23 protein-coding genes are annotated in these 25,170 nt (G+C 64.4%); 17 read left to right on the forward strand and 6 right to left on the reverse strand.

Going from position 1 to position 25,170, the window contains the following annotated elements; genetic code table 11:
• Positions 1-66: 66 nt before the first annotated feature.
• A complete protein-coding gene (gene rarD, locus DSM104635_RS01210; RefSeq protein WP_158764439.1) occupies positions 67-984 on the forward strand; it encodes an EamA family transporter RarD in 918 nt (305 codons plus the stop codon).
• Positions 981-1,694 (forward strand): metallophosphoesterase family protein, encoded by a 714-nt coding sequence (locus tag DSM104635_RS01215; RefSeq protein ID WP_158764440.1) that lies wholly within the window; start codon positions 981-983, stop codon positions 1,692-1,694. Before rarD ends, DSM104635_RS01215 begins: the two co-directional genes overlap by 4 nt.
• Here the strand turns inward: DSM104635_RS01215 and DSM104635_RS01220 are convergent.
• Genes DSM104635_RS01220 through pdxY form a run of 3 tightly spaced genes read right to left on the reverse strand, consistent with a single transcriptional unit; the run spans position 1,636 to position 4,723 of the window.
• Entirely contained in the window at positions 1,636-2,793 is a 1,158-nt protein-coding gene (locus tag DSM104635_RS01220) for a glycosyltransferase family 87 protein (protein WP_158764441.1), read from the reverse strand. The genes DSM104635_RS01215 and DSM104635_RS01220 overlap by 59 nt on opposite strands.
• On the reverse strand, positions 2,784-3,890 hold the full coding sequence (locus tag DSM104635_RS01225; protein WP_158764442.1) for a serine hydrolase domain-containing protein: 1,107 nt from the start codon (positions 3,888-3,890) through the stop codon (positions 2,784-2,786). The genes DSM104635_RS01220 and DSM104635_RS01225 overlap by 10 nt, the downstream gene beginning before the upstream one ends.
• On the reverse strand, positions 3,890-4,723 hold the full coding sequence (pdxY, locus tag DSM104635_RS01230) for a pyridoxal kinase (protein WP_158764443.1): 834 nt from the start codon (positions 4,721-4,723) through the stop codon (positions 3,890-3,892). Before pdxY ends, DSM104635_RS01225 begins: the two co-directional genes overlap by 1 nt.
• Positions 4,724-4,788: 65 nt before the next feature.
• Between pdxY and DSM104635_RS01235 the strand changes: the two genes are divergently transcribed.
• Complete coding sequence (locus tag DSM104635_RS01235; RefSeq protein ID WP_158764444.1) at positions 4,789-5,661, forward strand: HpcH/HpaI aldolase/citrate lyase family protein; 873 nt, start codon at positions 4,789-4,791, stop codon at positions 5,659-5,661.
• On the opposite strand, the gene DSM104635_RS01240 is transcribed toward DSM104635_RS01235, so the two are convergent.
• Together DSM104635_RS01240 and DSM104635_RS01245 are read right to left on the reverse strand one after the other, a co-directional pair.
• Positions 5,615-6,967 carry a hypothetical protein gene (locus DSM104635_RS01240; protein ID WP_158764445.1) on the reverse strand — a complete coding sequence of 451 codons (1,353 nt, stop codon included), beginning with the start codon at positions 6,965-6,967 and terminating at the stop codon, positions 5,615-5,617. The two genes, DSM104635_RS01235 and DSM104635_RS01240, sit on opposite strands and share 47 nt — an antisense overlap.
• Before the next feature lie 31 nt (positions 6,968-6,998).
• Complete coding sequence (locus DSM104635_RS01245) at positions 6,999-7,478, reverse strand: DUF2269 family protein (RefSeq protein ID WP_158764446.1); 480 nt, start codon at positions 7,476-7,478, stop codon at positions 6,999-7,001.
• 52 nt (positions 7,479-7,530) lie between these two features.
• On the opposite strand from DSM104635_RS01245, the gene DSM104635_RS01250 reads away from it, so the two are divergent.
• The 9 genes from DSM104635_RS01250 (at position 7,531) to fghA (ending at position 15,779) form a co-directional block, all read left to right on the forward strand.
• A complete protein-coding gene (locus DSM104635_RS01250) occupies positions 7,531-7,965 on the forward strand; it encodes a thiol-disulfide oxidoreductase DCC family protein (RefSeq protein ID WP_158764447.1) in 435 nt (144 codons plus the stop codon).
• Positions 7,962-9,632, forward strand: a complete 1,671-nt coding sequence (locus DSM104635_RS01255; protein WP_158764448.1) for a saccharopine dehydrogenase family protein — start codon at positions 7,962-7,964, stop codon at positions 9,630-9,632. The genes DSM104635_RS01250 and DSM104635_RS01255 overlap by 4 nt, the downstream gene beginning before the upstream one ends.
• Positions 9,629-10,672: a MaoC family dehydratase gene (locus DSM104635_RS01260; RefSeq protein ID WP_158764449.1), complete on the forward strand. Its 1,044-nt coding sequence runs from the start codon at positions 9,629-9,631 to the stop codon at positions 10,670-10,672. The genes DSM104635_RS01255 and DSM104635_RS01260 overlap by 4 nt, the downstream gene beginning before the upstream one ends.
• Before the next feature lie 68 nt (positions 10,673-10,740).
• Complete coding sequence (gene sdhC, locus DSM104635_RS01265; RefSeq protein WP_158764450.1) at positions 10,741-11,136, forward strand: succinate dehydrogenase, cytochrome b556 subunit; 396 nt, start codon at positions 10,741-10,743, stop codon at positions 11,134-11,136.
• Positions 11,137-11,138: 2 nt separating this feature from the next.
• On the forward strand, positions 11,139-11,537 hold the full coding sequence (gene sdhD, locus DSM104635_RS01270; protein ID WP_158764451.1) for a succinate dehydrogenase, hydrophobic membrane anchor protein: 399 nt from the start codon (positions 11,139-11,141) through the stop codon (positions 11,535-11,537).
• Between the two features lie 4 nt (positions 11,538-11,541).
• Positions 11,542-13,332: a succinate dehydrogenase flavoprotein subunit gene (gene sdhA, locus DSM104635_RS01275; RefSeq protein WP_158764452.1), complete on the forward strand. Its 1,791-nt coding sequence runs from the start codon at positions 11,542-11,544 to the stop codon at positions 13,330-13,332.
• Positions 13,333-13,479: 147 nt separating this feature from the next.
• Positions 13,480-13,806 carry a hypothetical protein gene (locus tag DSM104635_RS01280; protein ID WP_158764453.1) on the forward strand — a complete coding sequence of 109 codons (327 nt, stop codon included), beginning with the start codon at positions 13,480-13,482 and terminating at the stop codon, positions 13,804-13,806.
• Positions 13,807-13,937: 131 nt separating this feature from the next.
• Positions 13,938-14,324: a VOC family protein gene (locus DSM104635_RS01285; protein WP_158764454.1), complete on the forward strand. Its 387-nt coding sequence runs from the start codon at positions 13,938-13,940 to the stop codon at positions 14,322-14,324.
• A 627-nt stretch (positions 14,325-14,951) separates the two neighbouring features.
• On the forward strand, positions 14,952-15,779 hold the full coding sequence (fghA, locus tag DSM104635_RS01290; RefSeq protein ID WP_158764455.1) for an S-formylglutathione hydrolase: 828 nt from the start codon (positions 14,952-14,954) through the stop codon (positions 15,777-15,779).
• Here fghA and DSM104635_RS01295 read toward each other — a convergent pair.
• Entirely contained in the window at positions 15,724-19,212 is a 3,489-nt protein-coding gene (locus DSM104635_RS01295; protein ID WP_158764456.1) for a DUF2339 domain-containing protein, read from the reverse strand. The two genes, fghA and DSM104635_RS01295, sit on opposite strands and share 56 nt — an antisense overlap.
• 134 nt (positions 19,213-19,346) lie before the next feature.
• Between DSM104635_RS01295 and DSM104635_RS01300 the strand changes: the two genes are divergently transcribed.
• From DSM104635_RS01300 to DSM104635_RS01320, 5 genes are all read left to right on the forward strand, one after another.
• Positions 19,347-20,033 carry a fumarylacetoacetate hydrolase family protein gene (locus DSM104635_RS01300; protein WP_158764457.1) on the forward strand — a complete coding sequence of 229 codons (687 nt, stop codon included), beginning with the start codon at positions 19,347-19,349 and terminating at the stop codon, positions 20,031-20,033.
• Positions 20,034-20,103: 70 nt separating this feature from the next.
• Complete coding sequence (locus DSM104635_RS01305; protein ID WP_158764458.1) at positions 20,104-21,930, forward strand: FAD-dependent oxidoreductase; 1,827 nt, start codon at positions 20,104-20,106, stop codon at positions 21,928-21,930.
• A gap of 210 nt (positions 21,931-22,140) precedes the next feature.
• The gene (locus DSM104635_RS01310; RefSeq protein ID WP_158764459.1) at positions 22,141-22,458 is read left to right on the forward strand and encodes a hypothetical protein; all 318 of its coding nucleotides are present in this window, start codon (positions 22,141-22,143) and stop codon (positions 22,456-22,458) included.
• Complete coding sequence (locus DSM104635_RS01315) at positions 22,458-23,204, forward strand: C39 family peptidase (protein ID WP_158764460.1); 747 nt, start codon at positions 22,458-22,460, stop codon at positions 23,202-23,204. Before DSM104635_RS01310 ends, DSM104635_RS01315 begins: the two co-directional genes overlap by 1 nt.
• 116 nt (positions 23,205-23,320) lie before the next feature.
• Positions 23,321-25,150 carry a 2-oxoacid:acceptor oxidoreductase subunit alpha gene (locus DSM104635_RS01320; protein WP_158764461.1) on the forward strand — a complete coding sequence of 610 codons (1,830 nt, stop codon included), beginning with the start codon at positions 23,321-23,323 and terminating at the stop codon, positions 25,148-25,150.
• Positions 25,151-25,170: the final 20 nt, after the last annotated feature.

Genomic DNA, 25,170 nt, shown 5'->3' on the forward strand with positions numbered 1-25,170 from the left:
AGCATTCGCTGAGTCCTATTTGCTGAGGCGAGGGGGCATCATGCATTTCTTTGCCGATAGAGTGTCATGAGCGAAGCCGCGCCCATCACCGAAAGCCCATCGGAGGCAGAGCGCCGCGCCGGTTTCACGGCTGCGGCGTCGGCCTACATCACCTGGGGCTTCCTGCCGCTCTATCTGAAGCTGCTCTCGATGGTCGATGTGCGCGAAGTGTTGGCGCAGCGCATCCTGTGGGCCGCGCCATCGGCGTTCATCGCCGTCTTCCTGATGAGCGGCTGGCGCCCAGGCCTTCGCGAGATCGCAACCGCTCTCAATCCGCGCATGATCGCAACGCTTGCGCTGTCATCTGCCTTCATCTTCGTGAATTGGGGCCTTTACGTTTACCTGGTGCTGAACGAGCGCGTCATTGAATCGGCACTGGCGTATTTCCTCGCGCCGCTGGTCAGCGTCGCCGTCGGCGTGCTGTTTTTCCGTGAGAAGATCACGTCGCCGCAAGTCATCGCGCTTGCGCTCGCGCTGCTCGGCGTGGTGGTGCAAGGCTTCGCGCTCGGTGCGCCGCCGTGGGCGGCACTCGCGCTCTGCGCCACCTGGTCCACCTACGCCGTCATCCGCAAACGCGCCGCGGTGCCCGCCGCTGTCGGGTTGCTGATCGAGAGCCTCGCATTGGCGCCGCTCGCCGCGGGTCTGCTGTTCTGGGCCGGCAGCGAAGCGCCGCTCTCCTTCACCAGCGGCTGGAGCATGGCGCTCCTGCTCGCGATCGCGGGGCCCGTCACGGCGCTCCCGCTAATGGCGTTCGCGTTCGGCGCGCGGCGCGTGTCGTTCACGACACTGGGATTGTTGCAATTCCTCGCGCCATCACTGCAATTCGCTACCGGCATCGCCTTCGGCGAGCCGTTCACGCCTTTGCGCGCCGCGAGCTTTGTGCTGATCTGGGCAGGCCTAGCGTTCTTCTCGTGGGACACGCTGCGCCGCGCCCGGAACACATGAGCGAAGACACAACGTATTACGCAATCGGCGACGTTCACGGTGAGATCGAAAAGCTGGAAACGCTGCTCGGTTTCATCCGCGATGACGCGCGCAACGTCGGCGGGCCGAACAAGATCGTCTTCCTCGGTGACCTGATCGATCGCGGCCCAGACAGCCGCGCCGTCGTCGCTCGCGCCAAACACCTCTGCGAAAGCGATCGGGCGATCGCGATCAAGGGCAATCACGAAGAGCTGATGCTCCACGCCTACGACAAGCGCGAATCCATCGGCATCTATTGGTGGGCGGAGAACGGCGGCGACGAAACGATCCTGTCCTACGCCCGCGCCAACGGTTTCGCGGACGATTTTCGCGATGCGATCGATGCTGATCACGTCGCCTGGATTCGCAGTCTGCCCGTCATGGTCCACGTCGAGGAGCGCGGCCTCGTCTTTGTCCACGGCGGCATCGATCCGAAGACATTCCCAAACTGCAGCGACGAATTGCGGATGTGGACGCGGTCGCGCGCGTTCTTCGACTCCGATCGCTGGCCGGATCGTGACGAGCTTTACGATTTGCTCGTCGTCCACGGCCACACACCGACGTTTGATTTCGAGCCGGACCAACAAGAGCGCCGCATCAACGTTGATACTGGCGCCTGCTTTGGTGGCCCGCTCACGGCTGTGGTGCTGCCGCCGGACGACCCGCCGCGCTTCTTGCGCGCCTCAGCGTAGCGATCAGCACTAGCCATGCCGCTGCCGCGCAGTAGGGCAACGGCAGCGCGTAACTCAGCACTAGCGACAACCCCGCGCCCCACGCGGCAATCGCGGCGAACAGCTCGAATCGGTCACGTGGCGCGCCGAGCAACGCCGCACCAACCGCAAGCAATGTGAAATCATAGAAGAACAGATATGGCGAGATCAGCAGAGTCGCCGCGCATAGCGCCGCGCCGCCTAGCGCGCGATCGCCCCACCGAAAGATGAGCGCAGAAACGGCCAGCGCCGCCACGGCGCTCAGCGCCTGCATGGCCGCCGCGATGACGGCCGGCGCGTCCAGGTTCAACAGACTTGCGTAGAGGCTGGCAAATGCGGGCGTCCCAATGCGGTTGGCGTTGATGAGCGCTTGCGATGCGCCGAGATTGTCGAAGAAGCGTCCATAAGAGTCGAACCCGAACACTGCGCCGGCGATGCAGACGAAAACGCCGGTGCTCGCGCAAGCCGCCGTGAACGCGCGCCAACGCCCGGACAGCAGCAACAACACAGGCCAGAGAATCGCCAGGTGCGGCTTGATCGCGAGCAGTCCGACAAGCGCGCCGGAGGCCAGCGGTCGCCGGTCCAGCCAATGCAGCGCGAGTCCCGAAATACCGGCGATCACCAACCCGGTCTGCACCGTGCCCAGATGATAGACCGCCGCCGGCAGTGTCGCGGCGAAGATGAGCGCCCGCGTATCCGGAAGAAGCTTGCGCGCGGCGAAGAGATACACGGCGGCGGAAACGAGCAGAAACGCCAACGCCGCGATCAGGTAGGGCATCGTCGCCAGCGCCGACGCGATCAGCAGAAACGTGGGCGGTGAATTCCACGGCGACACCACGCCAACGCCACCCACGGCCGCGCGGCTATATTCAGAGACGAGCGCCACGTCGTGCACCCGCTCGGCCTGACCATCCAACGCCGCGCGCCCGGCGCTCCAGAACGCAATGAAGTCGCCGAACACCGGCTGCCCGCTGGCGAGCCGCAAGCCGTCGGCGCCCATCAGCAGGAACAGCATCACCCCAGTCAGCACGCCCGCGACGCCAAGCGCCGCGTTCTCCAGCGCGCGACGGCTCACAAACATGAATAGAGCGCGTCGATCAATTTCAACGCGCGCGGATCGGCCATGATGTGATGCGATTGCTTGTTCATCACGTAGCCGATGGAGACGCCCGCCACCGGATCCCCAGAGCCAAACGAACCGCCATGCCCCGAATGCCCGAACGCTTCGGGGTTCGGTCCGTAAATCCGGTTCGAATTGCCGATAATGCCAGTGCGCCAATCGATATCGTACGGCAGCACCAGATCGTCGCCCTTCCAGCGCCGCTTCGTCAGCGCGTCGTAACCTTCCTGCGACAGCACCCGCGCGCCATTGATCAAGCCGCCAGTGGCGTACACTTCATAAAGCCGCGCCACCGCCAGCGCCGTGCCGTGACCGTTCGCAGATGGAATCTCGATCTCGCGCCACCGCGTGGCGCCGCGTTTCACACTGGCCCATGGCGTAAAGAACGCCGCCTTGCGCGGTGGCGTGATCTCGCCAAAGTCGCCGCCCTGCGAAGGCTTCTTGATCTCCGCCGCGCGCGCGTGTTCGGACGCCGGCGTGCCGATGCTGAAATCGATCCCGAGCGGGACACAGATATCTTCGCGCAGGATTGTCCCGAGCGAACGCCCGCCAGCGCGCAACGCCAGCTCACCAACAATGTAGCCCCACGTCAGTGGATGATACCCGCTCGCGCTCCCCGGCGGCCACAAAGGCGCCAGCGCCGCAATCGCCTCCGCGCAGGCTGGGGGATCGAGCCACAAATCGTTGTCGATCGGCTCAAGAAAGCCCGGCACGCCAGCCTGATGCGCCAAAGTCTGCGCAATCGTGACGCGATCCTTGCCCTGCGCGCTGAAGGCCGGCCACAGCGACGCCGTCGCCGCCTCGTAGTCCAGCAAGCCGCGATCGGCGAGCAGCGCCATCACGATCGCGCTGACGCCCTTCGTCGTCGAATACACCGGTACGATCGTATCTTGCGCCCACGTCCGCGATTGTCCGCGATCGGCCCAGCCGCCCCAGATATCGACAAACACTTCGCCATCGCGCGTCGCGGCGAAGCCCGCGCCAATTTCTTCGCTCAATTGCGAGTCAAACGCATCGCGCACGCGCTCGAACCCAGGCGCAACAAATCCGTCCGCCATCAGGTGAGTTCCAAATGCCGCGCGCGCGGCCACGTCACCGGCTCGGCCAGCACGTCCTGCGCTTCGGGCAACAGCAAGTCTTCGCTCTCCGCCGCCAGCGAGCGCACGATCACGTCGTAGACGCCGCCCGTCGCGCCCTCGAGTGCAATCGCCGGCGCATCGCCACGCACCCGCCGCGCCACAAACAGCGCCGAGAGCAAATCGCCCGCACCCTTCGGCGCCCGCGGCAGCCGCGCCGTTTCGCAAAACCACTCGCTCGACGGCGCCGTGTAAAGATTGCCCAACCCGATCGCCGTGCGGATCGAGGACACGAGCACCGGCTTATTCAACCGCCGCGCCGCCTCGCGCGCCGTCCCCAAGCCATCGATGGTGCGCCCCGAGATCAGCCCAAGTTCAAACGCGTTCGGCGTCAGCCAATCCGCATGCGGCGCCAAGCCCTGGATCATGGCGTTCGCCAGCTCATCGCCGACATAAAGCTTGCCGTCGTCGCCCAGCACTGGATCGCACACGAAGATAGCCGCCGGGTTCGCCGCTTTGATCCGCTCCACTGCGTCGAGAATCACTCCGACGTGTCCCGGCTGGCCGAGATAGCCGGTCAGCACCGCATCGATCTCGCCCAGCAGCCCATCCGCCGCCAAGCCGTCGATCATCGAGGCCAGCATGTCGGCGGCAAGCGGCCCGCCGCCCGGCGCGCCGTGATCGGGTCGCCGCCCCAGCAGCGTCGTCGGCAACTGGAAGCAACGCACGCCCAGCCGCTCGATCGCGAACGCCGCGACAGAATTGCCCACGCGCGCCCCCGACACCTGGCTTTGGATCGACAGAATCGTCTTCACGCGGCTAAGAACCCTTCGAGCTTTCGCGGGCGAATGGTCGCCTGCGGCGCGCTTACGAGCAAGAGATGACCGCACGCCCGCGCCGTTCCTGCCTCTATATGCCAGGCGCCAACGCCAAGGCTCTCGAAAAAGCAAAGACGCTCGCCGCCGACGTGCTGCTGCTCGACTTGGAAGATTCCGTAGCGCCGGAAGCCAAGGCCGAAGCGCGCGCCCAAGTCGCCGCCGCAGTCCAGGTCGGCGGCTACGGCAAGCGCGAGGTGATCGTCCGCGTCAACGCGTTGGCCACGCCCTGGGGCAGGGACGACATCGCCGCCGCCGGCGCCGCGCGCCCCGATGGCATCCTCGCGCCGAAAGTGGAGTCGGCCGCCGAAGTGAGGGCGTTGGATGACGCCATGAGCGCCGCCGGCTTCGGCGCTGACGCTTCGCTCTGGATCATGATCGAAACGCCGCACTCGATTCTGAGCCTGGCCGAGATCGCCGCAGCCGCCAAACGCACGCGGCTCGCGGTGTTCGTGATGGGCCTGAACGATCTCGCCAAGGAAACCCGCGCCCGCGCCGGCGTCAATCGCGCGGCGTTCTTCACCGCCATGTCGCTCGCCGTCACCGCCGGCCGCGCCGAGGGCCTCACCGTGATCGACGGCGTCTACAACGACATTGCCGACGCCGGCGGCTTCGAAGCCGAATGCCGCCAAGGCCTAGAGTTCGGCTTCGACGGCAAAACCCTAATCCACCCCAGCCAGATCGAAACCTGCAACGCCGTCTTCGCCCCGACGGACGAAGAAATCTTCCGCGCCCGCGCCGTCATCGCCGCTTTCGCACTGCCTGAGAATGCCGGGAAGGGTGTGATCAAGGTCGACGGCCGCATGACCGAACTGTTGCACCTTGAAGAGGCTACTCGGGTGGTTGCCGTGGCGGAGGCGATCGCCTCGCGCGCGTAGCAAACATGCTCCAGTCCTTGTCGCGCAGGAACGCGACGTGCCGCGCGATATCTTGCCGCTCGAAGCTGATCTGACGCGCCGCGATTGCCGCATGATCCGGTTCAGCGCGCATCGTTTCCGCGATCGCCGCGATCTGACGCGATAGAGTCACGTGCTTCGCCGCGCTTTGAATGCTGTTGCCGAGCTTGAGCACGGCCAGCACCGCAAGCAGCGCGATGACGCCGGCGCGGAGGCTTCGATCTTGCACTTGCCGCAAGGCCGCCAGCAAAAGCCACAGTGCGCCAAGCCAGAACGGCGTCGAGAGACTTATATAGCGGCTACTTGCGCCTTGCTCCGCGCCAAAATCATAGCGTCCCAGTCCGCACAGCAACGCCGCGCCAATGCCGAACGCGCAAAGCGCCAAGGGCGCCGCCAGCGTTGTCCAAGTCACGCCGCGCCGGCGCAAGACGAAGACGGCCGCGCTCGCCGCAACCATGCCGATCAATGCGACCGCAATCACGAGATCGCTGGTGAAGCGCGCGACGCCTGCGCCGATGAAGTTCAGCGTAAAGAGCCCAAGGTAGGGCAAGAAATCCGGGCGGGTGAGATCGCTCGCGTCAAAGCCTCCGCCCATTGGCGCGCGCTCGAGCGCCTGAACGAACGCCAAGCAAAGCGCTGCGCTGAGTGCGACCCATGCTAAGCCGAACGTTAGGCGCCGCATGCGAGGCGCGCTGTTCAAAGCGATCAACGCGACGCCAATCGGCATCAACGCGAACCCCGTCCCGTAGGCGAAAACGGAGAGGCACATGCCGGTCAACGCTGTGGCAAATGCCGCAAACGAAAGTGTTCCTCCCGCCAGCGCGCTAATCATCAGCACGGCGCCGAACAGGTTTATGAACACCGCAACCTGAAAGCCCCACAGCAGGTTGGACGCCTGATCCAGCGAAAACACGAGAAACGCTGTACCCAACGCAAGCATTGCTTTTCGGTTTTCCAGAATCGCTTCGCTCGCGAACCTTGCCGCGAGGCGCAGCGCTAACGTCGCCGTCGCCGCCATGAACGCAAAGCTCGCCAACGATTCGGCGAGATGCGACCAGCCGGTGAGCCGCGCCAGCGGCACAAGCAGCGCATATGCGCTGGTGTGCCAATGGCCGCCATGGATGTCGAACACGCGTGCAAGCGTGAGTGACTGTTCGTCGTCTGCTTCGAGCAGCGGCGCAATGTCCCAATGGTCGAAGTAGGGCGCCTGATAATGATTGAGAACGGTGTAGACAAACGTGACGCCAGCGAGCGCCGCAATCGCTACATTGGTTGCCGAAACGCGCAAGCGACACCTCTAGTGAAGGGTAGCGAAGCGATCAGCCAAATGTAAGGGCAGGCTTGGCCAACATCAGCCATATGATCGCCAGCACCGCTGCGAACGCTGGGAAGCCACAAATGAACCAGCCGCGGAAGAGCCGATGATACGCATCCGGCAATGCGCCGCCAGACGCTGCCGCTTGCACCGCCAGATCGCGCATCCGGTGCTGCATCCACACCACCGGAATCCAGAACGCCCCCGTCACCACATAGAGCCCAAGCGAAAGCACGATCCAGCCTTCGCTGAGCTTCCAGCCCACGGCCTGCGCCAGCAATGCGCCGGTGATCGGCTGCACGATCACCGCCGACGCGGTGAACACCCAATCCGCGATCACCACCACGCGCGCCGTCTGAGCGACAAACGCAACGTCGCGCGTCCGATGCGCCATCACCATAAAGAACGCGATGCCCGCGCCCGTGCCGAGAAGCACGCACGCTCCGATGACGTGCAGCCAGCGCAGGAGAATGACATGGTCCATGCGGACGCTTTGTCTCATAGGACGCGCCGATGAACAGCCCTAGATTCGTTACATGCGCTGGGAGCCCGTCGCCGCGCCGGATATTACGCAGGACTTGATCCTGTTCGACGGCGATTGCGTCCTTTGTTCGCGCGGCGCCCATTTCGTGCATGCGCACGATCGCGCCGGACGTTTCAAGTTTATCGCCATCCAGTCGGCCTACGGTCGCCAGCTCGCGCAACGCTTCGGCATTGACGCGGAAGCGCCTGAAACGAATCTTGCGGTGATTGACGGCAGAGCCTTCTTCAAATCGGACGCCGCTTTGAACGTCCTGCGCGCAATGTCGGTCTGGCGCTGGTCGAATGCGGCGCGCGTCCTGCCGCGTCCGCTGCGCAACTGGTTCTACGACCGCGTCGCGCGCAACCGCTACCAATGGTTTGGCCGCAAGGAGCAGTGCTGGGCCGGCGATCCTGCGTTCCGTGATCGCATCATCGAGAGTGCGCCATGAAGCGCGTCGTGATCGTCGGTGGTTCGGGCGTGTTCGGGCGGCGCTTAGCCGAAGGTCTGCACGCCAGCACCAGCTCCTACATCATCCTCGCCGGCCGTTCGCTCGAGCGCGCCCAGCGGGCGGCCACCGATCTCGGCACGCCCGAAGCAATTGCGCTGGATCGGGACACGGCGACGGCCGACGTTCTCCGCGCCCTCCGCGCCGACCTCATCATCGACGCCGCCGGCCCGTTCCAAGGCGCCGATCTCCGCTTCACGCGCGCCGTCATCGAAGCCGGCGCCAACTACATCGATCTCGCCGACGCTCGCGATTTCGTCGCCGCCTTTCCATCGCTCGACGCGCTCGCCCGTCAGCACGGCGTCGCCGCTATCACCGGCGCAAGCTCTACGCCGGCGCTAACGCATGCCGTGCTCGATCAGCTCCGCGCGGGATGGCGCCGGCTCGACATCGTCCGCACCGGGATCGCACCCGCCAACAAGATGGACCGGGGGCCAGCGGTGATGAAGGCGATCCTCGGCTGGGTCGGCGCGCCGGTGCGCGTGTTCGAGGACGGCGCTTGGCGTGAGCGCGTTGGCTGGTCCGATTGCGGCGTCTTCGAAGTACCGAAGCTGGGTCGCCGCCGTTTCGCGCTGACCGAAGTGCCCGACCTCGATCTCATCCCCGCACGCTATGCCCCGCGAGACACCGCGCTGTTCATGGCGGGTCTCGAACTGCCGCTGATGCAGCGCGCCATGCAGTTTGTCGCCGCGTTGCGACGTTGGCGCATCATCCCCAATCCCGTGCGCTTGGCCGACCTACTGCGCCGCGCCGGCAATCTGCTGCTGCCGTTCGGCACCGATCGCGGCGGCATGATCGTCGAAGCGCTTGGTCGTGACGCCGAAGATCGCCCAGTCTTCGCCCGCTGGAGCATGTTCGCACCAAACGGGCAGGGCCCATACACGCCAACCTTCGCCGCGCTCCTGATGGCGCAACGCTTCATCGCCGGCGATCCGCCGCCGCCCGGCGCGCGACCGTGCGTCGGCATGCTGACGTTGGATGAGTTCGAGCCAGCGTTTGCCCGTCATGGCTTCACAACGCAGATCGACGTCACGCCACTGCAAGCGCCGTTCGAAACGGCACTGGGCGCTACGTTCGACAACGCCGCGCCTGCCGTCCGCGCCGCGCATCGCGCCGGCCCGGTGACGCGCCTGCGCGGCGAAGCCCGCGTCCAAGGCGCGATATCGCCGCTCGCTTGGCTCGCCGCGCGCCTGTTCGGCATGCCGCGTTCAGCCGAGCGCATCCCCGTCCGCGTCACCATGCGTCTCGATCCCAACAAGGAGACCTGGACCCGCCGCTTCGGCGATCGGCTTATGGAAAGCCGCCTCCGCGCCGTCGCGCCTGGTATCGTCCGCGAAAGTTTCGGCCCGTTCGGGTTCGACATGCAGCTCAGCGTCGCTGGCGGCGTGCTATCCATGACCATCATCGGCTGGCGCATCGGTCCCATACCGCTGCCCGCCTTCCTAGCCCCACGCTCCACCGCGACGGAAAGCGCCGACGAGCAGGGCCGCTTCCGCTTCGATGTGCCGATCGCGCTGCCTCTGATCGGCCGGCTCACGCATTATTCCGGCTGGCTCGCCCTCGAAGAGGTTGAAGCCGCGCCCGCGCCGTCGGAAAGAGAGACGGCATGACCAAATCCAACCCCGGCAACTTCTTCGAGGACTTCGCGCCCGGCCAAGTCATCGCGCACGCCACGCCGCGCACGCTGTCCGAGGCCGACGCCGTGCTCAACATCGCGCTCACAGGCTCACGCTATGCGCTCTTCTCCGCCGACAGCTTCGCGCAAAACTGCGGGCTGCCCGGCGCGCCGATCGATCCGCTGCTCGTGTTCCACACCGTGTTCGGCAAGACCGTGCCGGACATCTCGCTCAACGCCGTCGCCAATCTGGGCTACGCCGAAGGCCGCTTCCTCACGCCGGTCTATCCCGGCGACACGCTGAACGCCGTCTCCGAAGTGCTCGGCGTCAAGGCCAATTCCAACGGCAAGACCGGAATCGTCACCGTGCGCACCACCGGCTTCAACCAGGAAGAACTCCCGGTGCTGACCTATGTGCGCTGGGCCATGGTCAATAAGCGCGACGCCAACGCGCCGACAACGGATTCGCCGCCGCAAACACCGGCGCCTGTGGTGAAGCCGCCCGAGCTGATGCTGCCGCCTGCGCTCGATTTCTCCACCTACGACTTCGCGCTCGCCGGCTCGGTCCACACCTTTAGCGACTACGAGATCGGCGAGAAGATCGACCACGTCGACGGCATCACAGTCGAGGAGGCCGAACACCAGCTCGCGACGCGCCTCTACCAAAACACCGCAAAGGTCCACTTCGACGCGCTCGCGCAAAAAGAATCCCGCTTCGGCAAGCGGCTCATCTATGGCGGCGTCGCCATCTCGCTCGCCCGCGCGCTCGCCTTCAACGGCCTCGCCAACGCCCAACTGATGCTCGCCATCAATGGCGGCCGCCACGTCAACCCGCTGTTCGCGGGCGACACCGTCTACGCCTGGTCCGAAGTGCTGGACAAAGACGATCTCGGCGAAGCCGGTGCGCTGCGGCTCCGCCTCGTTGCGCTGAAGAATCGCTCTGCGGCGGACTTTCCGTATAAGACCGAGGCTGGCGAGTACGATCCCGCCGTCGTCCTCGATTTCGACTATTGGTGCGCCATTCCGAAGCGTTGACTTGAGGTCAGGCGCCCCTAATGTCCGGCGCGAATTCCGTACCTATATCAAGCAAGAAGAGGTCGCTCATGGCCGGCGCAAGCCCGGAGAATAGACCCATCGCGCCACATCTTTCGGTGTGGCGTTGGCATGTCACGATGGCAAGCTCGATCCTGCATCGCTTGTCGGGCATCGGGCTCTATGGCGCGGCGATATGCATGGCGCTTTGGCTGATGGCCGCTGCGGCTGGCCCTGAGACGTACGCTACGGCGCAAGCCATCCTGATGTCGCCGCTCGGGCAGATCGCGCTTTATGTGATTGTCGCGGGCGTCGCCTATCACCTCGCCAACGGCATCCGTCACTTGGTGTTCGATACCGGCGCCGGCCTCACGCCGGGCGACGCCGACACCAGCGCCTGGTTCGCTATCCTGTTCGGCTTCGCAGTACCCATCCTTCTTTGGCTCTTGCTGCGGTTCGGAGTTTGAGCATGAGCAACGCCAAAAACAGCATGCGCACGCCACTCGGACGGGTCCGCCATCACGGCGCCGCGCGCGAGGGGACAGGCCACTTCATCGCGCTCCGCGCCACCTCGATCGCGCTCGCGATCCTCGCGCCGTGGTTTGTTGTCGGCGCCGCACTCTCGATCCGCGACGCCAGCTACACTGCGACGATCGATTTCATCTCGAATCCAGTGAACGCCGTCGGAATCATCCTGCTTGTCGCGCTCGGGCTCTACCACATGTCGCTCGGCATGCAGGAAGTGATCCTCGACTACATCCATAAGCCCTTCACCAAAGTGGCGCTCATCTTCTTGAACGTGGCCGTGCCTTTGGTGCTGGGCGTCGGCGCCATCTTTGCCGTGCTGCTCGTGAATTTCGGAGTCTGATTCGTTGGCCGCTTACACTTGGATCGATCACACCTTTGACGTCGTCGTCGTCGGCGCCGGCGGCTCTGGACTTCGCGCCGCACTGGGCTCCGCGCAAGCGGGACTGAAGACCGCCTGCATCACCAAAGTCTTTCCCACGCGCTCGCACACCGTTGCAGCACAAGGCGGCATCTCCGCCGCGCTCGGCAACATGGGCGAAGACAAGTGGCAGTGGCACATGTTCGACACCGTGAAGGGGTCGGACTGGCTGGGTGACCAAGACGCGATCGAATACCTCACCCGCAACGCACCCGCCGCCGTCTATGAACTCGAACACTGGGGCGTGCCGTTCTCGCGCACCGACGAAGGCAAGATCTACCAGCGGGCCTTCGGCGGCATGACCAAGAACTACGGCGAAGCGCCGATCCAACGCACCTGCGCCGCCGCCGATCGCACCGGCCACGCCATGCTGCACACGATGTACGGCCAATCGCTCCGCCACAGCGTCGATTTCTTCATCGAGTTCTTCGCGCTCGACCTCATCATGGACGAAGACGGCGTCTGCCGTGGCGTCACGGCGTGGAAGCTCGACGACGGCACGTTGCATCGCTTCCGCGCCCAAACCGTCGTGCTGGCGACTGGCGGCTACGGCCGCGCGTACCTTTCGTGCACATCAGCCCACACGTGCACTGGTGACGGCGGCGCCATGGTGTTGCGCGCCGGCCTGCCACTGCAAGACATGGAGTTCGTGCAATTCCACCCGACCGGCATTTTCCCCGCAGGCTGCCTCATCACCGAAGGCGCGCGCGGCGAGGGCGGTTATCTCACCAACTCAAACGGCGAACGCTTCATGGAGCGCTACGCGCCGACCGTGAAGGATCTCGCGCCGCGCGACATGGTCTCGCGTGCGATGACGCTCGAAATCCGCGAAGGCCGCGGCGTCGGTCCGAACAAGGATCACATCAACTTGCACCTAGATCACCTCGATCCAAAAGTGCTGCACGAACGCCTGCCGGGCATCAGCGAAAGCGCCAAGATTTTTGCTGGCGTCGACGTCACGCGCCAACCAATTCCGGTGCTGCCGACCGTGCACTACAACATGGGCGGCATCCCCACCAACTATCACGGCGAAGTGCTGACCAAAGTCGGCGCCGATCCCGACAGCATCGTTCCCGGACTGATGGCCGTCGGCGAAGCCGCGTGTGTTTCCGTGCACGGCGCCAATCGCCTCGGCTCCAACTCGCTGATCGATCTCGTCGTGTTCGGCCGCGCTGTGGGCCTACGCGTCGCCGACAAGCTCGAAGCCAACGCGTCGCAAGCGTCGCTGCCAAAAGGCGCGGGCGACGCGCACCTCGCGCGCTTCGACAAATTCCGCAACGCCAACGGATCAATCCCAACGGCGAAGCTCCGCGATAAAATGCAGCGCACGATGCAAGACACCTGCGCCGTCTATCGCACTGGCCCGGTGTTGGCCGAAGGCGTCGAGCGCATGGCGAAAGTCTGGGCCGAGGCGCCGGACGTGCGCGTCACCGATCGCTCGATGATCTGGAACACCGATCTGGTCGAGACGCTCGAGTTCGACAATCTGCTCGGCCAAGCCGTCGTCACCGTCGCCGGCGGCTTGAACCGCACGGAATCCCGCGGCGCCCACGCCCGCGAAGACTTCCCCGACCGCGACGACCAGCACTGGATGAAGCACACGCTCGCCTGGCTCGACATGAACACCGGCAAAGCCACGATCGACTATCGCCCTGTGCATACCAACACGATGACCAACGAAGTCGAATACATTCCGCCGAAGAAGCGGGTTTATTGATCGATGCGCTGGCTCGTTTGCGCCGTCGCCTTGCTCGGAGCGTGCGGGGCGCCTGAACCTCTGAAGCCTCCGTCGGAGTTCGAGTTCGCGCCACGTATCGCCCAAACCACCATAGGATCGATTGGCGATTCTCAGGGCGGATGCGGCTTGGCGATCTACGAAGTCATGCCCCAAGAGCTAGCCAAAGTGGAACTGAGCGATACATCAGATCCCGAGAACGGCTGGACCTCGAGCTTCGATCGCGAGTTCGAAGTGTGTCGATCGCGCGCGGAGTCCATTGACGCCGAGCACTTCGTCGATCTTCGAAGCGCGCTACAGGATCCGCAGTCCATCATGCGCGTGCGCGAGACCGACTGGAACGATCAGCCGGGGGCGCTGATCTCCGGTCCCCACCTGCTAGTGCGATATGTTTACGTGATCGAACCTCGGCGTTTGCAGCTTTATGCATTGCAGGAATGGCATCCGCCCTTCTGAGATTTTGCGGCGTGTTGCTGCTGCCGCTACTGAACGACGGACTCGTATCGAGTGGCGACGCAACGTCAGGCTTGACGTCCCCCGCGCGGGGGCGATTGATCCGAAACAGTGTCTTCAGGGAGAACATCGCCATGGCTCAAATCGGCTACGTCTGCATCGGCTCGAACGATTTCGATCGCGCCTGCGGGTTCTACGATGCGCTCACCGCCGAACTCGGCGGCAAAAAGCTGTTTCCGACGCCGCACGGCCAAATGTATCGCCTTGGCTCAGGCGCCATGATCATGGTCACGCGGCCGTACAACGAAGCGGAAGCGCATCCCGGCAACGGCACCATGCTCGCCATCAATGTCGACGCGCAGGAAGACGTCGCGCGCGTCTATGATAAAGCGCTTTCGCTCGGCGCGGCTTGCGAAGGCAAACCCGGCCCGCGCGGCGCCTTCGGTGATTTCGCCTATTTCCGCGATCTCGACGGCAACAAGCTGGCGGTGTTCTACACCGATCGCGGCAAGAAGCAGTGAGAGAGGGGGATAGAACGCGTCTCTATCCCACACTTCCGTACGAAGAAGGTTGGAGCGCGGGCCTCCGGCCCGCTTCTTTTGCGCCTTTACTTTCAAGCTTAAGCGCCAATGCGCGCCGGAGGCGCGCGCTCCAACCTGCAAATAGTCGCGCCAATCTATCCGACCGAATTGACTCCGCGCCTACAGTTGCTCCGTCCGCACACGGCAGATTTCTGAGACGTCCGAAACTTTGGAATGTGCGGACACGGTCGGTGGGATTTGTTTGCGGGGAGTGAAACCGCAAAGTGCAAGGTTCGGAAGCCTTGCCCACAGCACCGGCGAATTGGGAATGGAGCTAAGCCCCGAGGCGCATCCTTCGATGAGGGGTAACGCCGGATCATCGTCCGGGAGGCGAGCTGACCATCGTCAGCGTTCAACAACTCCTCGGTCCCAGGCCGGGAAAAACGACCGGAAAAACGGGGCGCGCGAAGCGCGCGGCGCGGTTCAGAGATGGATCGTGCAAACCCAAGAGACTACCTCAGCGCGGATCGCGCGCCCCGTTCTCCCATTTTTTGCGAACTTCCAGGTCCGCATAGCGCGAACCCATGCCCGCTTGGCGCCGTCACCTCAACGCTCTACCTCACGCCCATGGAAATCCGCGCCCAGCACCGCGTTCACGGCGGCACGCTCACCTACGCTCAACACCAAAGCGCCGCGACTGGCACGCCGATGCGGCTCTCTGTGTTCACGCCGCCGGGCGAGGGGCCGTTTCCGTATCTGATCTGGCTCTCCGGCCTCACCTGCACTGAAGACAACTTCACCACCAAAGCCGGCGCATATGGCGCCGCTGCGCAACATCGCGTCGCCATCGTCGCGCCCGATACGTCGCCGCGCGGCGAATGCGTTGCCGATGATCCCGCGTATGATCTCGGTCAAGGCGCCGGCTTCTACATCGACGCCACGCAAGCGCCCTGGACGCCGCACTTCAAGATGGAAAGTTACATCACGCGCGATCTCATCACCACCGTCGAGGCCGCGTTCCCGCTCGCGCCCAAGCGCTCGATCTTCGGCCATTCCATGGGCGGTCACGGCGCGCTGACGCTGGCGATGAAGTATCCGGAGCTCTTTAAAAGCGTCTCAGCGTTCGCGCCGATCTCATCACCCACGCGCTGCTCCTGGGGCGAGAAAGCCTTCACCGCCTATCTCGACCCCAATCGCGATACTTGGCGCGCGCACGATGCAGCGCTGCTGATCGAAGTCGGCAGAGCCAATTCGTTCGACGACATTCTCGTCGATCAAGGCACAGGCGATCAGTTTTTGGAAAATCAGCTCAGGCCCGAGCTGCTAGAACAAGCCGCTGCAAAGGCGGGCCAAAAGCTCACACTGCGCCGCCAGGAAGGCTACGATCACTCGTACTTTTTCATGGCGTCCTTTGTCGCCGACCATGTCGCCTTTCACGCCGCCCGCTTGGCTTGATCTGAAGCAGGTCGCCCGGCGCTTGCGGCGGCTCCGGCCGGAACGTGCGCGAAAACCACGCGACAGTGAACGCACCGAACAGCGCCCACACGGCAGGATACGTCCACAGCTCCACGCCGATCACGCTCGGCGCGGTCATGTCGCCACGATGGAAGATCCACCGCACCAGAATCGTCAGCGCCACGAAGAGATAGACGATGCACAGAATCGTGGTCGCCCGCGGGAGCGCCTCGGCCCAACGCGCCTGGTCGATGCGTCTCGCCGCGAAGCTCGCAACGGCGCCGACCACCAACAGCGCCATTCCCAGCACCAAAGAGAACCCGGTGGGCATCTCGACCGGCGCAAGTCCCCACCACGGGTTAAACAACACGCACAGTCCCAACGCCGCAAACCCCAACGCCGCCCAGATCGCGCTGGCCCAGATCGCTTGCAGATCGGACACGAAGGCGCGAATGCTCTCGTGGGCGCTTGCACGCTCGGTTGCTTCCCAAGCCGCGAGTACGAACACCAGCGGCCAGATCGCGTGCGCGTAGCCTTCCAGTCCGCTCAGCAAGTTGCCATCATCCATGGCCCCCTGGTGATAAAACCAGCGGATGGCGCCGTGCCCAAAGCTCCAGCCGAACAGCGCTACGCCCGCCGCCGCCGCAAAGCGGGCCGAGTCTTCCGCGCGCGCGGGCTCGCGCATCAGCGCAAAGGGAAGGGCCGTGGTCTGTGTCGTGTTGTGCAACCATCCCAACGTCAGCGCCATCGCAACGGCGGCCGCTTGCGCGAGGACGGCCAAGCCAACGCCAAGCGCCATGCTTTCCGATTCGGCCTGACCGCCCCACCACGGATGGCGAACGATCAACATGATAAGCCCGGCAACGACAATAGCGGCGATGGTCGCCGTTGGGTTGACGAGCACGACGTCTTGCGGGAACGGGCGCCGTACGCGCGCGTGAGCGCGCGCGTACAACGCGATCCAGAGTGCTGCGACGAGCGCGATGAGCGCATAGCAAGCGCCTTCGAGCACGCCGACCGGAGTTGCTTCGAGCGATGCGCCGTGAAACAGCCGTCGCGTTTCCATCGCCCCCCAGATCAAGCCGAACGCCGCCATTACCGCGACATAGACACGGCCTGCATGCTGCTCTTGCGCGTAAACCCGGTACCCCGCGAAACCCGCTAGGACAGCCGGCGCGGCGAACGCGAGCAGCAGCGTGTCGAAAATCGGCGGTCCCAACACACGCGCGGGCGTTTGCCCCCACCACGGATTGAGCACCAGCCCCGCCATCACCAGCGCATAAGCAAACCCAAGCCCCATCAGAACGTGGCCACGCCACCGGCCAACGGGCTCCTGTGCGGGCCGACCCATCAAGGCGTGTCCGGCGCCAAGCAGCAGCAGCGCACGCAGCGCTTCTTCCGCGAAGCGGTCGAGCTGCACGCTGGCCGCGATCCAGCGCAGCACCAGGAACGCGCCGATCAACACGACGATCACCCCGGCGCCCGTCAGCATCGCGTGCATCATCGGCCGGTTTTGCGCTCGGTCAGCGACGGCGCCGGCGGCCATCAGCAGAATGACGGTTGTCGCGAGGATGGTGAGCGCGCCCCAGATCGGAATCGCGTCTGCGATCGCGGCGTTCAGCAGCGCCGGCGAGAGCGCATATCCGATGGCGAGCAACGCGGCGCCCAGAGCGGCGTAGCCCAGCACGCGCCAGTTTCGCCACGCCAGCCCACTCGCCAGCAGCAGCGTCGCGCCGGCATGTGCGGTGGTTCGCGCCTCGGCGGGGAAGGCTGACTCGATGCCGAGCAACAATAGCACGGCGCCCGCGCCGGCCCAGACGCCGACAGCGCGATCCTTCTCGGCGTCTTTCGCATATTGCTCCGCGCGCCACGCCGCCGCGAACAACAAGGGGGCGCCAATCAGCAACGGCGCCCAGGCTTGAGGGGAATGCCAAGCTTCGCGCGAGAACGCCGCGAGCACTATGAGCAGCGCCGATCCACCCGCGCCCGCGATCGCAACCATAGTCCGGCCGTGCCGGTTCGGCCGCGCAAGCAGCGCCGACGCGGCAACGACCAACGCCGCGAACAGGACGAACGGATAAAAATCCGCACCAAGCGGTCCGAAGAAGAACCGTGACCGCAAGTATGCCATGAAGCCAACGACCAAAGCCGCGACCGCGATTGCCAACGTCGCAGGCGCGGCGACGCGCAGCCGAACCGTGGCCGCCGCCAGCGCCACGAACATGGATCCGACCCAGGCGGGGCCAGCCACCAAGCCGGTGGGCGCGGGGGACGTCGCAAGCCAAACCCAAATCAAGAGCACGCTGCTGATGCTGGTCGCGACCGCCGGCAATGCGAGATGCGCGCGGCGCCATGAGAAAAATCCACGCTCTTCCACGTCCCGCGCCGGTCGCAGCGCAAGAAAGACGCACCCCAGGCTGGCGAAACTCAGCGCCACCCATGCACGGCGAATCTGGTCGTCGGCGATGGCTGACCCGAACCAGCAATACAGTCCCGCCACCGTGACGACCGCAACCCAGGACCAACGCCGCAGCGCGGCGATGCTGAAACCACCGGCGCTCACAGCGCAGATGAAAAGCGTTAGGCCTGCCGTGGGCCACAATCCGGGGTGTGTGAGGGCGGGCGCCAGCAAGGCCGCGGCGACGGCCAGTACGCTCATCACCTGGCCATGCAGGATCGAAAGTCCGATCAGCCCGCCCGCGCACAGAACAAGCAGCGTCGTCGCCGTCGCAATCCCGATCATGCCGTGGACGCCATGTGCGAGCCACACGGCGCCGTAGAGAGCGAGGACGCCGGCGCCAGCCAGGCATGCCGCCACGATCGGGCGCGGGCGCGCGATTGCGGTACGGCGCGTCCATTCGCTTGCGCCGAGCAAGGCTGCGCCCAGTGCAATCACACAAATCAGCTGCGCTGTCGGCGCAAGCTGAGCGATCCCGATGCCAACAACGTAAGCCGTGACCAGCGCGCCGGCGCCGCCGCCGATCCAGGCCCAGCCCTTCTCAGTGATCCAGCGCTCCAGCCGCTGCATCCGCGTTGGCGAAGTGCGTGCCGCGATTTCCGGCCCCTGCGCGGCCGCTGCCTGCGCAGGTTCGGGCAGGCGATGCACCGCGCCGGTCAAGGCGGGGACCGGTTCGATCTCATCGTCGTTCGAGGCTTCGGGCAGCGGTGTGTCGAGCAGCAGCGGCTCTTGCTCGTCCGGCGGCAGCGGCGTGTCGAGCAACAGCGGCTCGCGGTCGTCCGGCGGCAGCGGCGTATCGAGCAGCAGCGGTTCGGTCATAGGCGCTTCGCGCGGCGTCTCTGGGGCAGCCACAACGTCGTCCGCCACGCCAAAATGGCGCTCAAGCTCAGTGAGCCTGCGCCTCAGCGCGCCGATGTGTTGCGACTGCATCCACACCAGCGTCGCCAGGCCAAAGATAACCAGCCAAACGATCACGCCCGCCCCTCGCGGATAGCCGGTCAAGTTGGGTGCCCCACGCGCGCGCGCAAGTATTTGCGTCGCGGAGGTCGCGCCGCTTCCCCGGCCACGCGCAGTTTGCGCGTGGCGCGCGAGCGTGGTCAAAGCGATTCATGCAGTTCGCGTTTGATCCGCCGCCGGCGCCTTCCGTTGCCATACGAGGCAGCGACGCGCGCTTTCCCGTTCGCCGCATATTCTGTGTCGGGCGAAATTACGCTGACCATGTCCGCGAAATGGGGAATGACCCCAAAAGCGAACCACCGGTGTTCTTTACGAAACCCGCCGATGCGGTGGTTGAAAGTGGCAGCGCCATCCCGTACGCGACGCAAACGTCGAATTTGCACCACGAGGTCGAACTCTTGTTCGCCATCGGCAAGGACGGCGCCGAGATCGCCGAAGCGACCGCGCGCGATCATGTCTGGGGCTACGCCGTCGGCGTCGATCTCACGCGGCGCGACCTGCAAGCCGCGGCCAAGCAAGCCGGCGGACCTTGGGACGCGTCGAAGGGGTTCGACAATTCCGCGCCGATCGGGCCGCTGACGCCCGCCAGCGCGATCGGCCATCTATCAGCGGGGACCATTCAGCTCTCCGTCAACGGCGCCATCCGTCAGAACGCCAATCTCTCCGAGATGATCTGGACAGTTCCGGAAATCGTCGCAGCCCTCTCGCGCACTTGGGCGCTCAAAGCGGGTGATCTGGTTTTCACTGGCACCCCAAGCGGCGTCGGCCCGCTACACCGCGGCGACGCTGTCGCTGCCGAGATCGCCGGCCTCTCGCCGTTGCGATTCACTATCAAGTAGCGTGCGACACGCGGCCTTTGCGGGGGACAGGGCGGCGGGCTAGGTTGCGCGTGCACGACGGAGCAGCGCTTTGAAGTCTACCGACATCAAGAACCCGGACTACTTCCACAAGGTCGTGGACTGCCAATGGGCGTGCCCCGCGCACACGCCGGTGCCGGAATACATCCGCCTCATCGCCGATCAGCGATACGCCGACGCATACATGATCAACTGGAAGTCGAACGTGTTTCCGGGGATCCTCGGGCGCACCTGCGATCGTCCGTGTGAGCCTGCCTGCCGCCGTGGCCGCGTAGAGGAAAGCCAAGCCAAGCCCGAACCGGTCGCGATCTGTCGCCTGAAGCGCGTCGCCGCCGACAACAAGGGCGAGATCGAGTCTCTACTGCCGCCGAAAGCCGCGACGAAGAACGGCAAGCGCGTCGCCTGCATCGGAGCAGGGCCGGCTTCGCTGACCGTCGCGCGCGATCTGCTGCCGCTTGGCTACGAGGTCCACATTTTCGACGGCGACAAGAAGGGCGGCGGCATGATCCGCACCCAGATCCCGCGTTTCCGCCTGCCGGAAAGCGTGATCGACGAAGAGGTGAACTACATCCTCCGCTACGAGCCGGTGACGCATTTCGGCGAGCGCGTGGAGTCGCTGAAAGCGTTTCTGGCTCAAGGCTGGGACGCCGTTTTCGTTGGCACTGGCGCGCCGCGCGGCCGCGATCTGAATCTGCCCGGCCAGAAGGAAGCCGGAAAGAACATCCATATCGGCATCGATTGGCTATCCAACGTCTCGTTCGAGCACACCGACAAGATTGGCAAGCGGGTCATCGTGCTCGGCGGCGGCAACACTGCGATGGATTGCTGCCGCACCTCGCGCCGCTTGGGCGGCGAGGACGTGAAAGTCATCGTCCGCTCCGGCTTCGAGGAGATGAAAGCCTCGCCTTGGGAGAAGGAAGACGCCCAGCACGAAGGCATCCCGATCATCAACTTCCTCAACCCCAAGGAATTCACCCACGAGAACGGCAAGCTCACCGGCGTGCTGTTCACTAAGATGGGCTGGGTCGAGAAGGACGGGAAACGGAAGCTTGAACCGACTGGCGAACCGGACGTGCACTACGAATGCGACGACGTGCTGATGGCCGTCGGCCAGGAAAACGCATTCCCGTGGATCGAACGCGACCTCGGCATGACGTTCGACAAATGGGACGTGCCCGTCGTCGATCCCGTGACGATGCAATCCGATATCCCCAACGTGTTCTTCGGCGGCGACGCAGCGTTTGGTCCGAAGAACATCATTTGGGCTGTCGCCCACGGCCATGACGCTGCCGTGTCGATCGATCTCTTCCTCAGCAAAGACGACGTAAAGCAGCGTCCACCGCCAGGCGTGTCCATGATGTCGACCAAGATGGGCATCCACGAATGGGCCTACGACAACGACATTTCGTTGGACCTTCGCTACAAGGTGCCGCTGGTCGAGCCCGATGTTGCACTGCGGAATGTGAAGATCGAAGTCGAGAAGGGCTTCGACCCGCTGCTGGGATATAAGGAAGCGCAACGCTGTCTGAATTGCGACGTGCAAACCGTGTTCAGCGCCGATCTCTGTATCGAGTGCGACGCCTGCGTCGACATCTGCCCGATGGATTGCATAACGTTCACGGATAACGGCGAAGAAACCGATCTACGCGAGCGTCTCAACGCGCCGGCCATGAACTTAACGCAAGATATCTATGTCGCCGACGGCCTGAAGACCGGCCGCGTCATGGCCAAGGACGAAGACGTCTGCCTCCACTGCGGCCTCTGCGCGGAGCGTTGCCCAACCGGCGCCTGGGACATGCAGCAATTCTACCTGGACATCACCAACGCCGGTTGCGGTGCGGCGCCGAACGCAAAACGTGAGCCGGCGCCAGCCAAATAGGGAACTTCCTGTCGTTAGAAGCGTATTGCCTTCAGGGCGCAGCGGGGTACGTTTGATCCGCTGCGAGGGGGAACTTGTGTGGTGCGCGAAAGCGTACATCTGCGCTTGTTCTGAAAGAGCAAGCGCCAAGAAGACGGCGCAATACGACCTGGCACGCAGGCCGCTTCGGCGCCGCTCGTGTTTTTTGAGCAACCGAAGGGGATTAACCCAATGAAGATTCGTGCCCTCGCCGCAGCGCTCGCGCTGTCGTTCGCCGTCGCGCAAGTAGCCGCGCCGGCCGCCTATGCTGAAACCAGCGCCTTCCGCTCCGTCGAAGCGCAAACGTTCAGCCAAACTGAACTGCAGCGTTATGGCCTCTCGGCCGACGACGCCAGCCAAGTCGCCGCCTATCAAGACGCGGGCTACCAAGTCCAAGTCGTATCCGCTGAAGAAGCCGCGCAAATGACGGGCGGCCAATTCTCGCAGAACCAGTGGCTCGTAATCGGCATCGTCGTGCTGGTTATCGTCGTGGCGGTCAGCCTCGACTAATGATCCGCCGTACGCTTGTCGTACCGCTGTTGTTGGCGCTGGGCGCCTGCGCGAGCACCCCGACGTCAAGTCTGGGCGCTTTCGCGGAGCGCAGCGCCAACAATAGTTTCGAACCGTTCGACCGCGGCGTTGAGCCGCCGGATACGCTTGTGCTACCGGTCTCTCACGACCAGCAGACCAGCATGGCCGCTTGCGGCGCGCATGTGATGTCGAGCGTGATCAATTATTGGGAAGGCGAGGGCACGGTCACCGGCCACGCCTTGTTCGAGGCGACGCCACCTGCCGATACGCGCGCTGGCTACTCGATGGCAGAGCTTATGACGCTCGCCCGCGCCCACGGCCTCACCACCAGCGCGGTGCGTCTCACCGACGCCGACATTATCCGCGAACTGGAAGCCGGCCGGCCTGTGCTGGTGCCGGTTCGCGTGCCATCCATCTTTATCCAGCCCTGGCAGCTCCCGGGCGCCAACGTACCGGTGCTGGGCCTACCTGCGGCCGTTGTCACGTCGCGTGTCGGCGCGATCGCAGAGTTCACCGGCGCGACGTTGGTGAACCATTACGTGCTGATCGTGGGCTATGAGGACGAGACCTTCGTCGCGGTCGAGCCGGTGATGGGCTTCCGTACCATCGCCTTCGAGCGCCTGGACCGCTATCGCGAGCCCTTCGGCAATGCGGCGCTCGTTTTCAGCGGCTCACGCCCGCGCCCAGCCTCCGGCGCCGCCGGGCAAACCGCTCCGACCGGCTAGTCGTCTGAAGCTTTCCGGCGCCTCGACCCTTCATTTGCCCGTCACGAACCGCTATTGAGTTCCTCCCCGTGGCGGATTTGGCCGCTTGTCATGACGCGGGTAGCGAGGCGCATCACTTGTCGAAGCCGCTGACCGCAACGAACGATTTCGTCGTCAAATTCGCCAATGTGAACGGCTCGGGCTCGGCGAGCGCGAACGGCCTGTTCGCGAAAATCATTCTGCGCATGGGCGTGCCCGTCGGCGCCCGCAACATCTTCCCCTCGAACATCCAGGGCCTGCCGACCTGGTACGAGGTGCGCGTCAACGAACAGAACTTCCTCGGCCGCCGCGGCGGCGTCGATCTCATGATCGCGATGAACCCGCAGACCTGGGACGCCGACGTGAAGGGCATCGAGCCCGGCGGCTATCTGCTCTATGATTCCTCCAAGCCGCTGCCCGCCTCGAAATTTCGCGACGACATCACGGTGATCGGCGCGCCGCTGACCGAATTGATTGCCGCCGAGTTTGCCGACCCACGCCAGCGCCAGCTGTTCAAGAACATCTGTTATGTCGGCGTGCTAGCGAACCTGCTCGGTTTCGAGCCGGAGCTGGTGAAAGAGCTGCTGACCCAGGAGTTCAAAGGCAAGGACAAGCTGATCGCGCCGAATTTCAAGGCATTCGAACTGGGTTACAACTTCGCCAAAGAACACCTCGCGCCGATCGGCCTTAAAGTGAAGAAGGCCGACAAGGTCGGCAACCGCATCTTTGTCGAGGGCAACGAGGCCGCCGGCCTCGGCGCCGTGTTCGGCGGCGCTACGTTCTGCGCCTGGTATCCGATCACGCCGTCCACGTCGCTGGCGGAAGGCTTCGAGAAGCACGCCAGCAAGCTTCGCGTCGATGCTGACGGCAAGAAGCGCTACGCCATCGTCCAAGCCGAAGACGAAATCGCTTCGATCGGCATGGTGATGGGCGCCGGCTGGGCCGGCTCACGCGCCTTCACCTGCACCAGCGGCCCCGGCATTTCGCTGATGAACGAATTTGTGGGCTTCTCTTATTACGCCGAGGTCCCTGCAGTAATTTTCGATGTGCAACGCGGCGGGCCTTCAACAGGCATGCCGACGCGCACCCAGCAATCAGATCTCTTGCTCGCCGCCTACGCCAGCCACGGCGACACGAAGCATCCGATGCTCTTTCCGGGCAATCCGACCGAAGCGTTCGAGATGAGCGCGCAAGCGTTCGACCTGGCAGACTTCTTCCAGACCACTATTTTCGTCATGCTTGAGCTCGATATCGGCATGCAGGAATGGCTGACCGAGCCGTTCAAGTGGGACGAGAAGCGCAAGCTCAATCGCGGCAAGGTGTTGACGCGCGAACACCTCGACGCCGGCGTTGAGTTCGGCCGCTACCTCGATGTCGATGGCGACGCCGTGCCGTATCGCACTTATCCGGGCACGCACCCAACCAAGGGCTCATACTTCACCCGCGGCTCCAGCCACGATCGCTACGCGCGCTACAGTGAGAAGGGCGAGGACTACACCGACGGCATGAACCGCCTGCTGCGCAAGTGGGAGACGATGAAGTCTCACGTGCCGGCGCCGATCATCAAGAAAGCCAAGCGCCGCACGCCCGATGGCGTGATCTATATGGGCTCCACCGATCCCGCGATGGAAGAAGCGCTGCACACGCTCGAAGCGCGCGGCACGCATCTCGATGCCATGCGCATCCGCGGCTTTCCATTCAATGATCAGGTGTTTGAGTTCATCCGCGATCACGAGCAAGTCTTCGTCGTCGAACAGAACCGCGACGCCCAGCTGAAGTCGCTGCTGGTGAACGAGGGCGGCGTGCACCCCGCGCGTCTTGTCTCCATCCTGCACTTCGACGGCTCGCCGATCTCGGCGCGTTTCATCATCAAAGACATCGCCGACAAGCTCAAAGCCGGCGCAGCGCTCACGGAAAACGCAGAATAGGTCTTGACCTTTTCTGAAAA

The organism is Terricaulis silvestris, from assembly GCF_009792355.1.
Taxonomy (GTDB): Bacteria; Pseudomonadota; Alphaproteobacteria; order Caulobacterales; family Aquidulcibacteraceae; genus Vitreimonas; species Vitreimonas silvestris.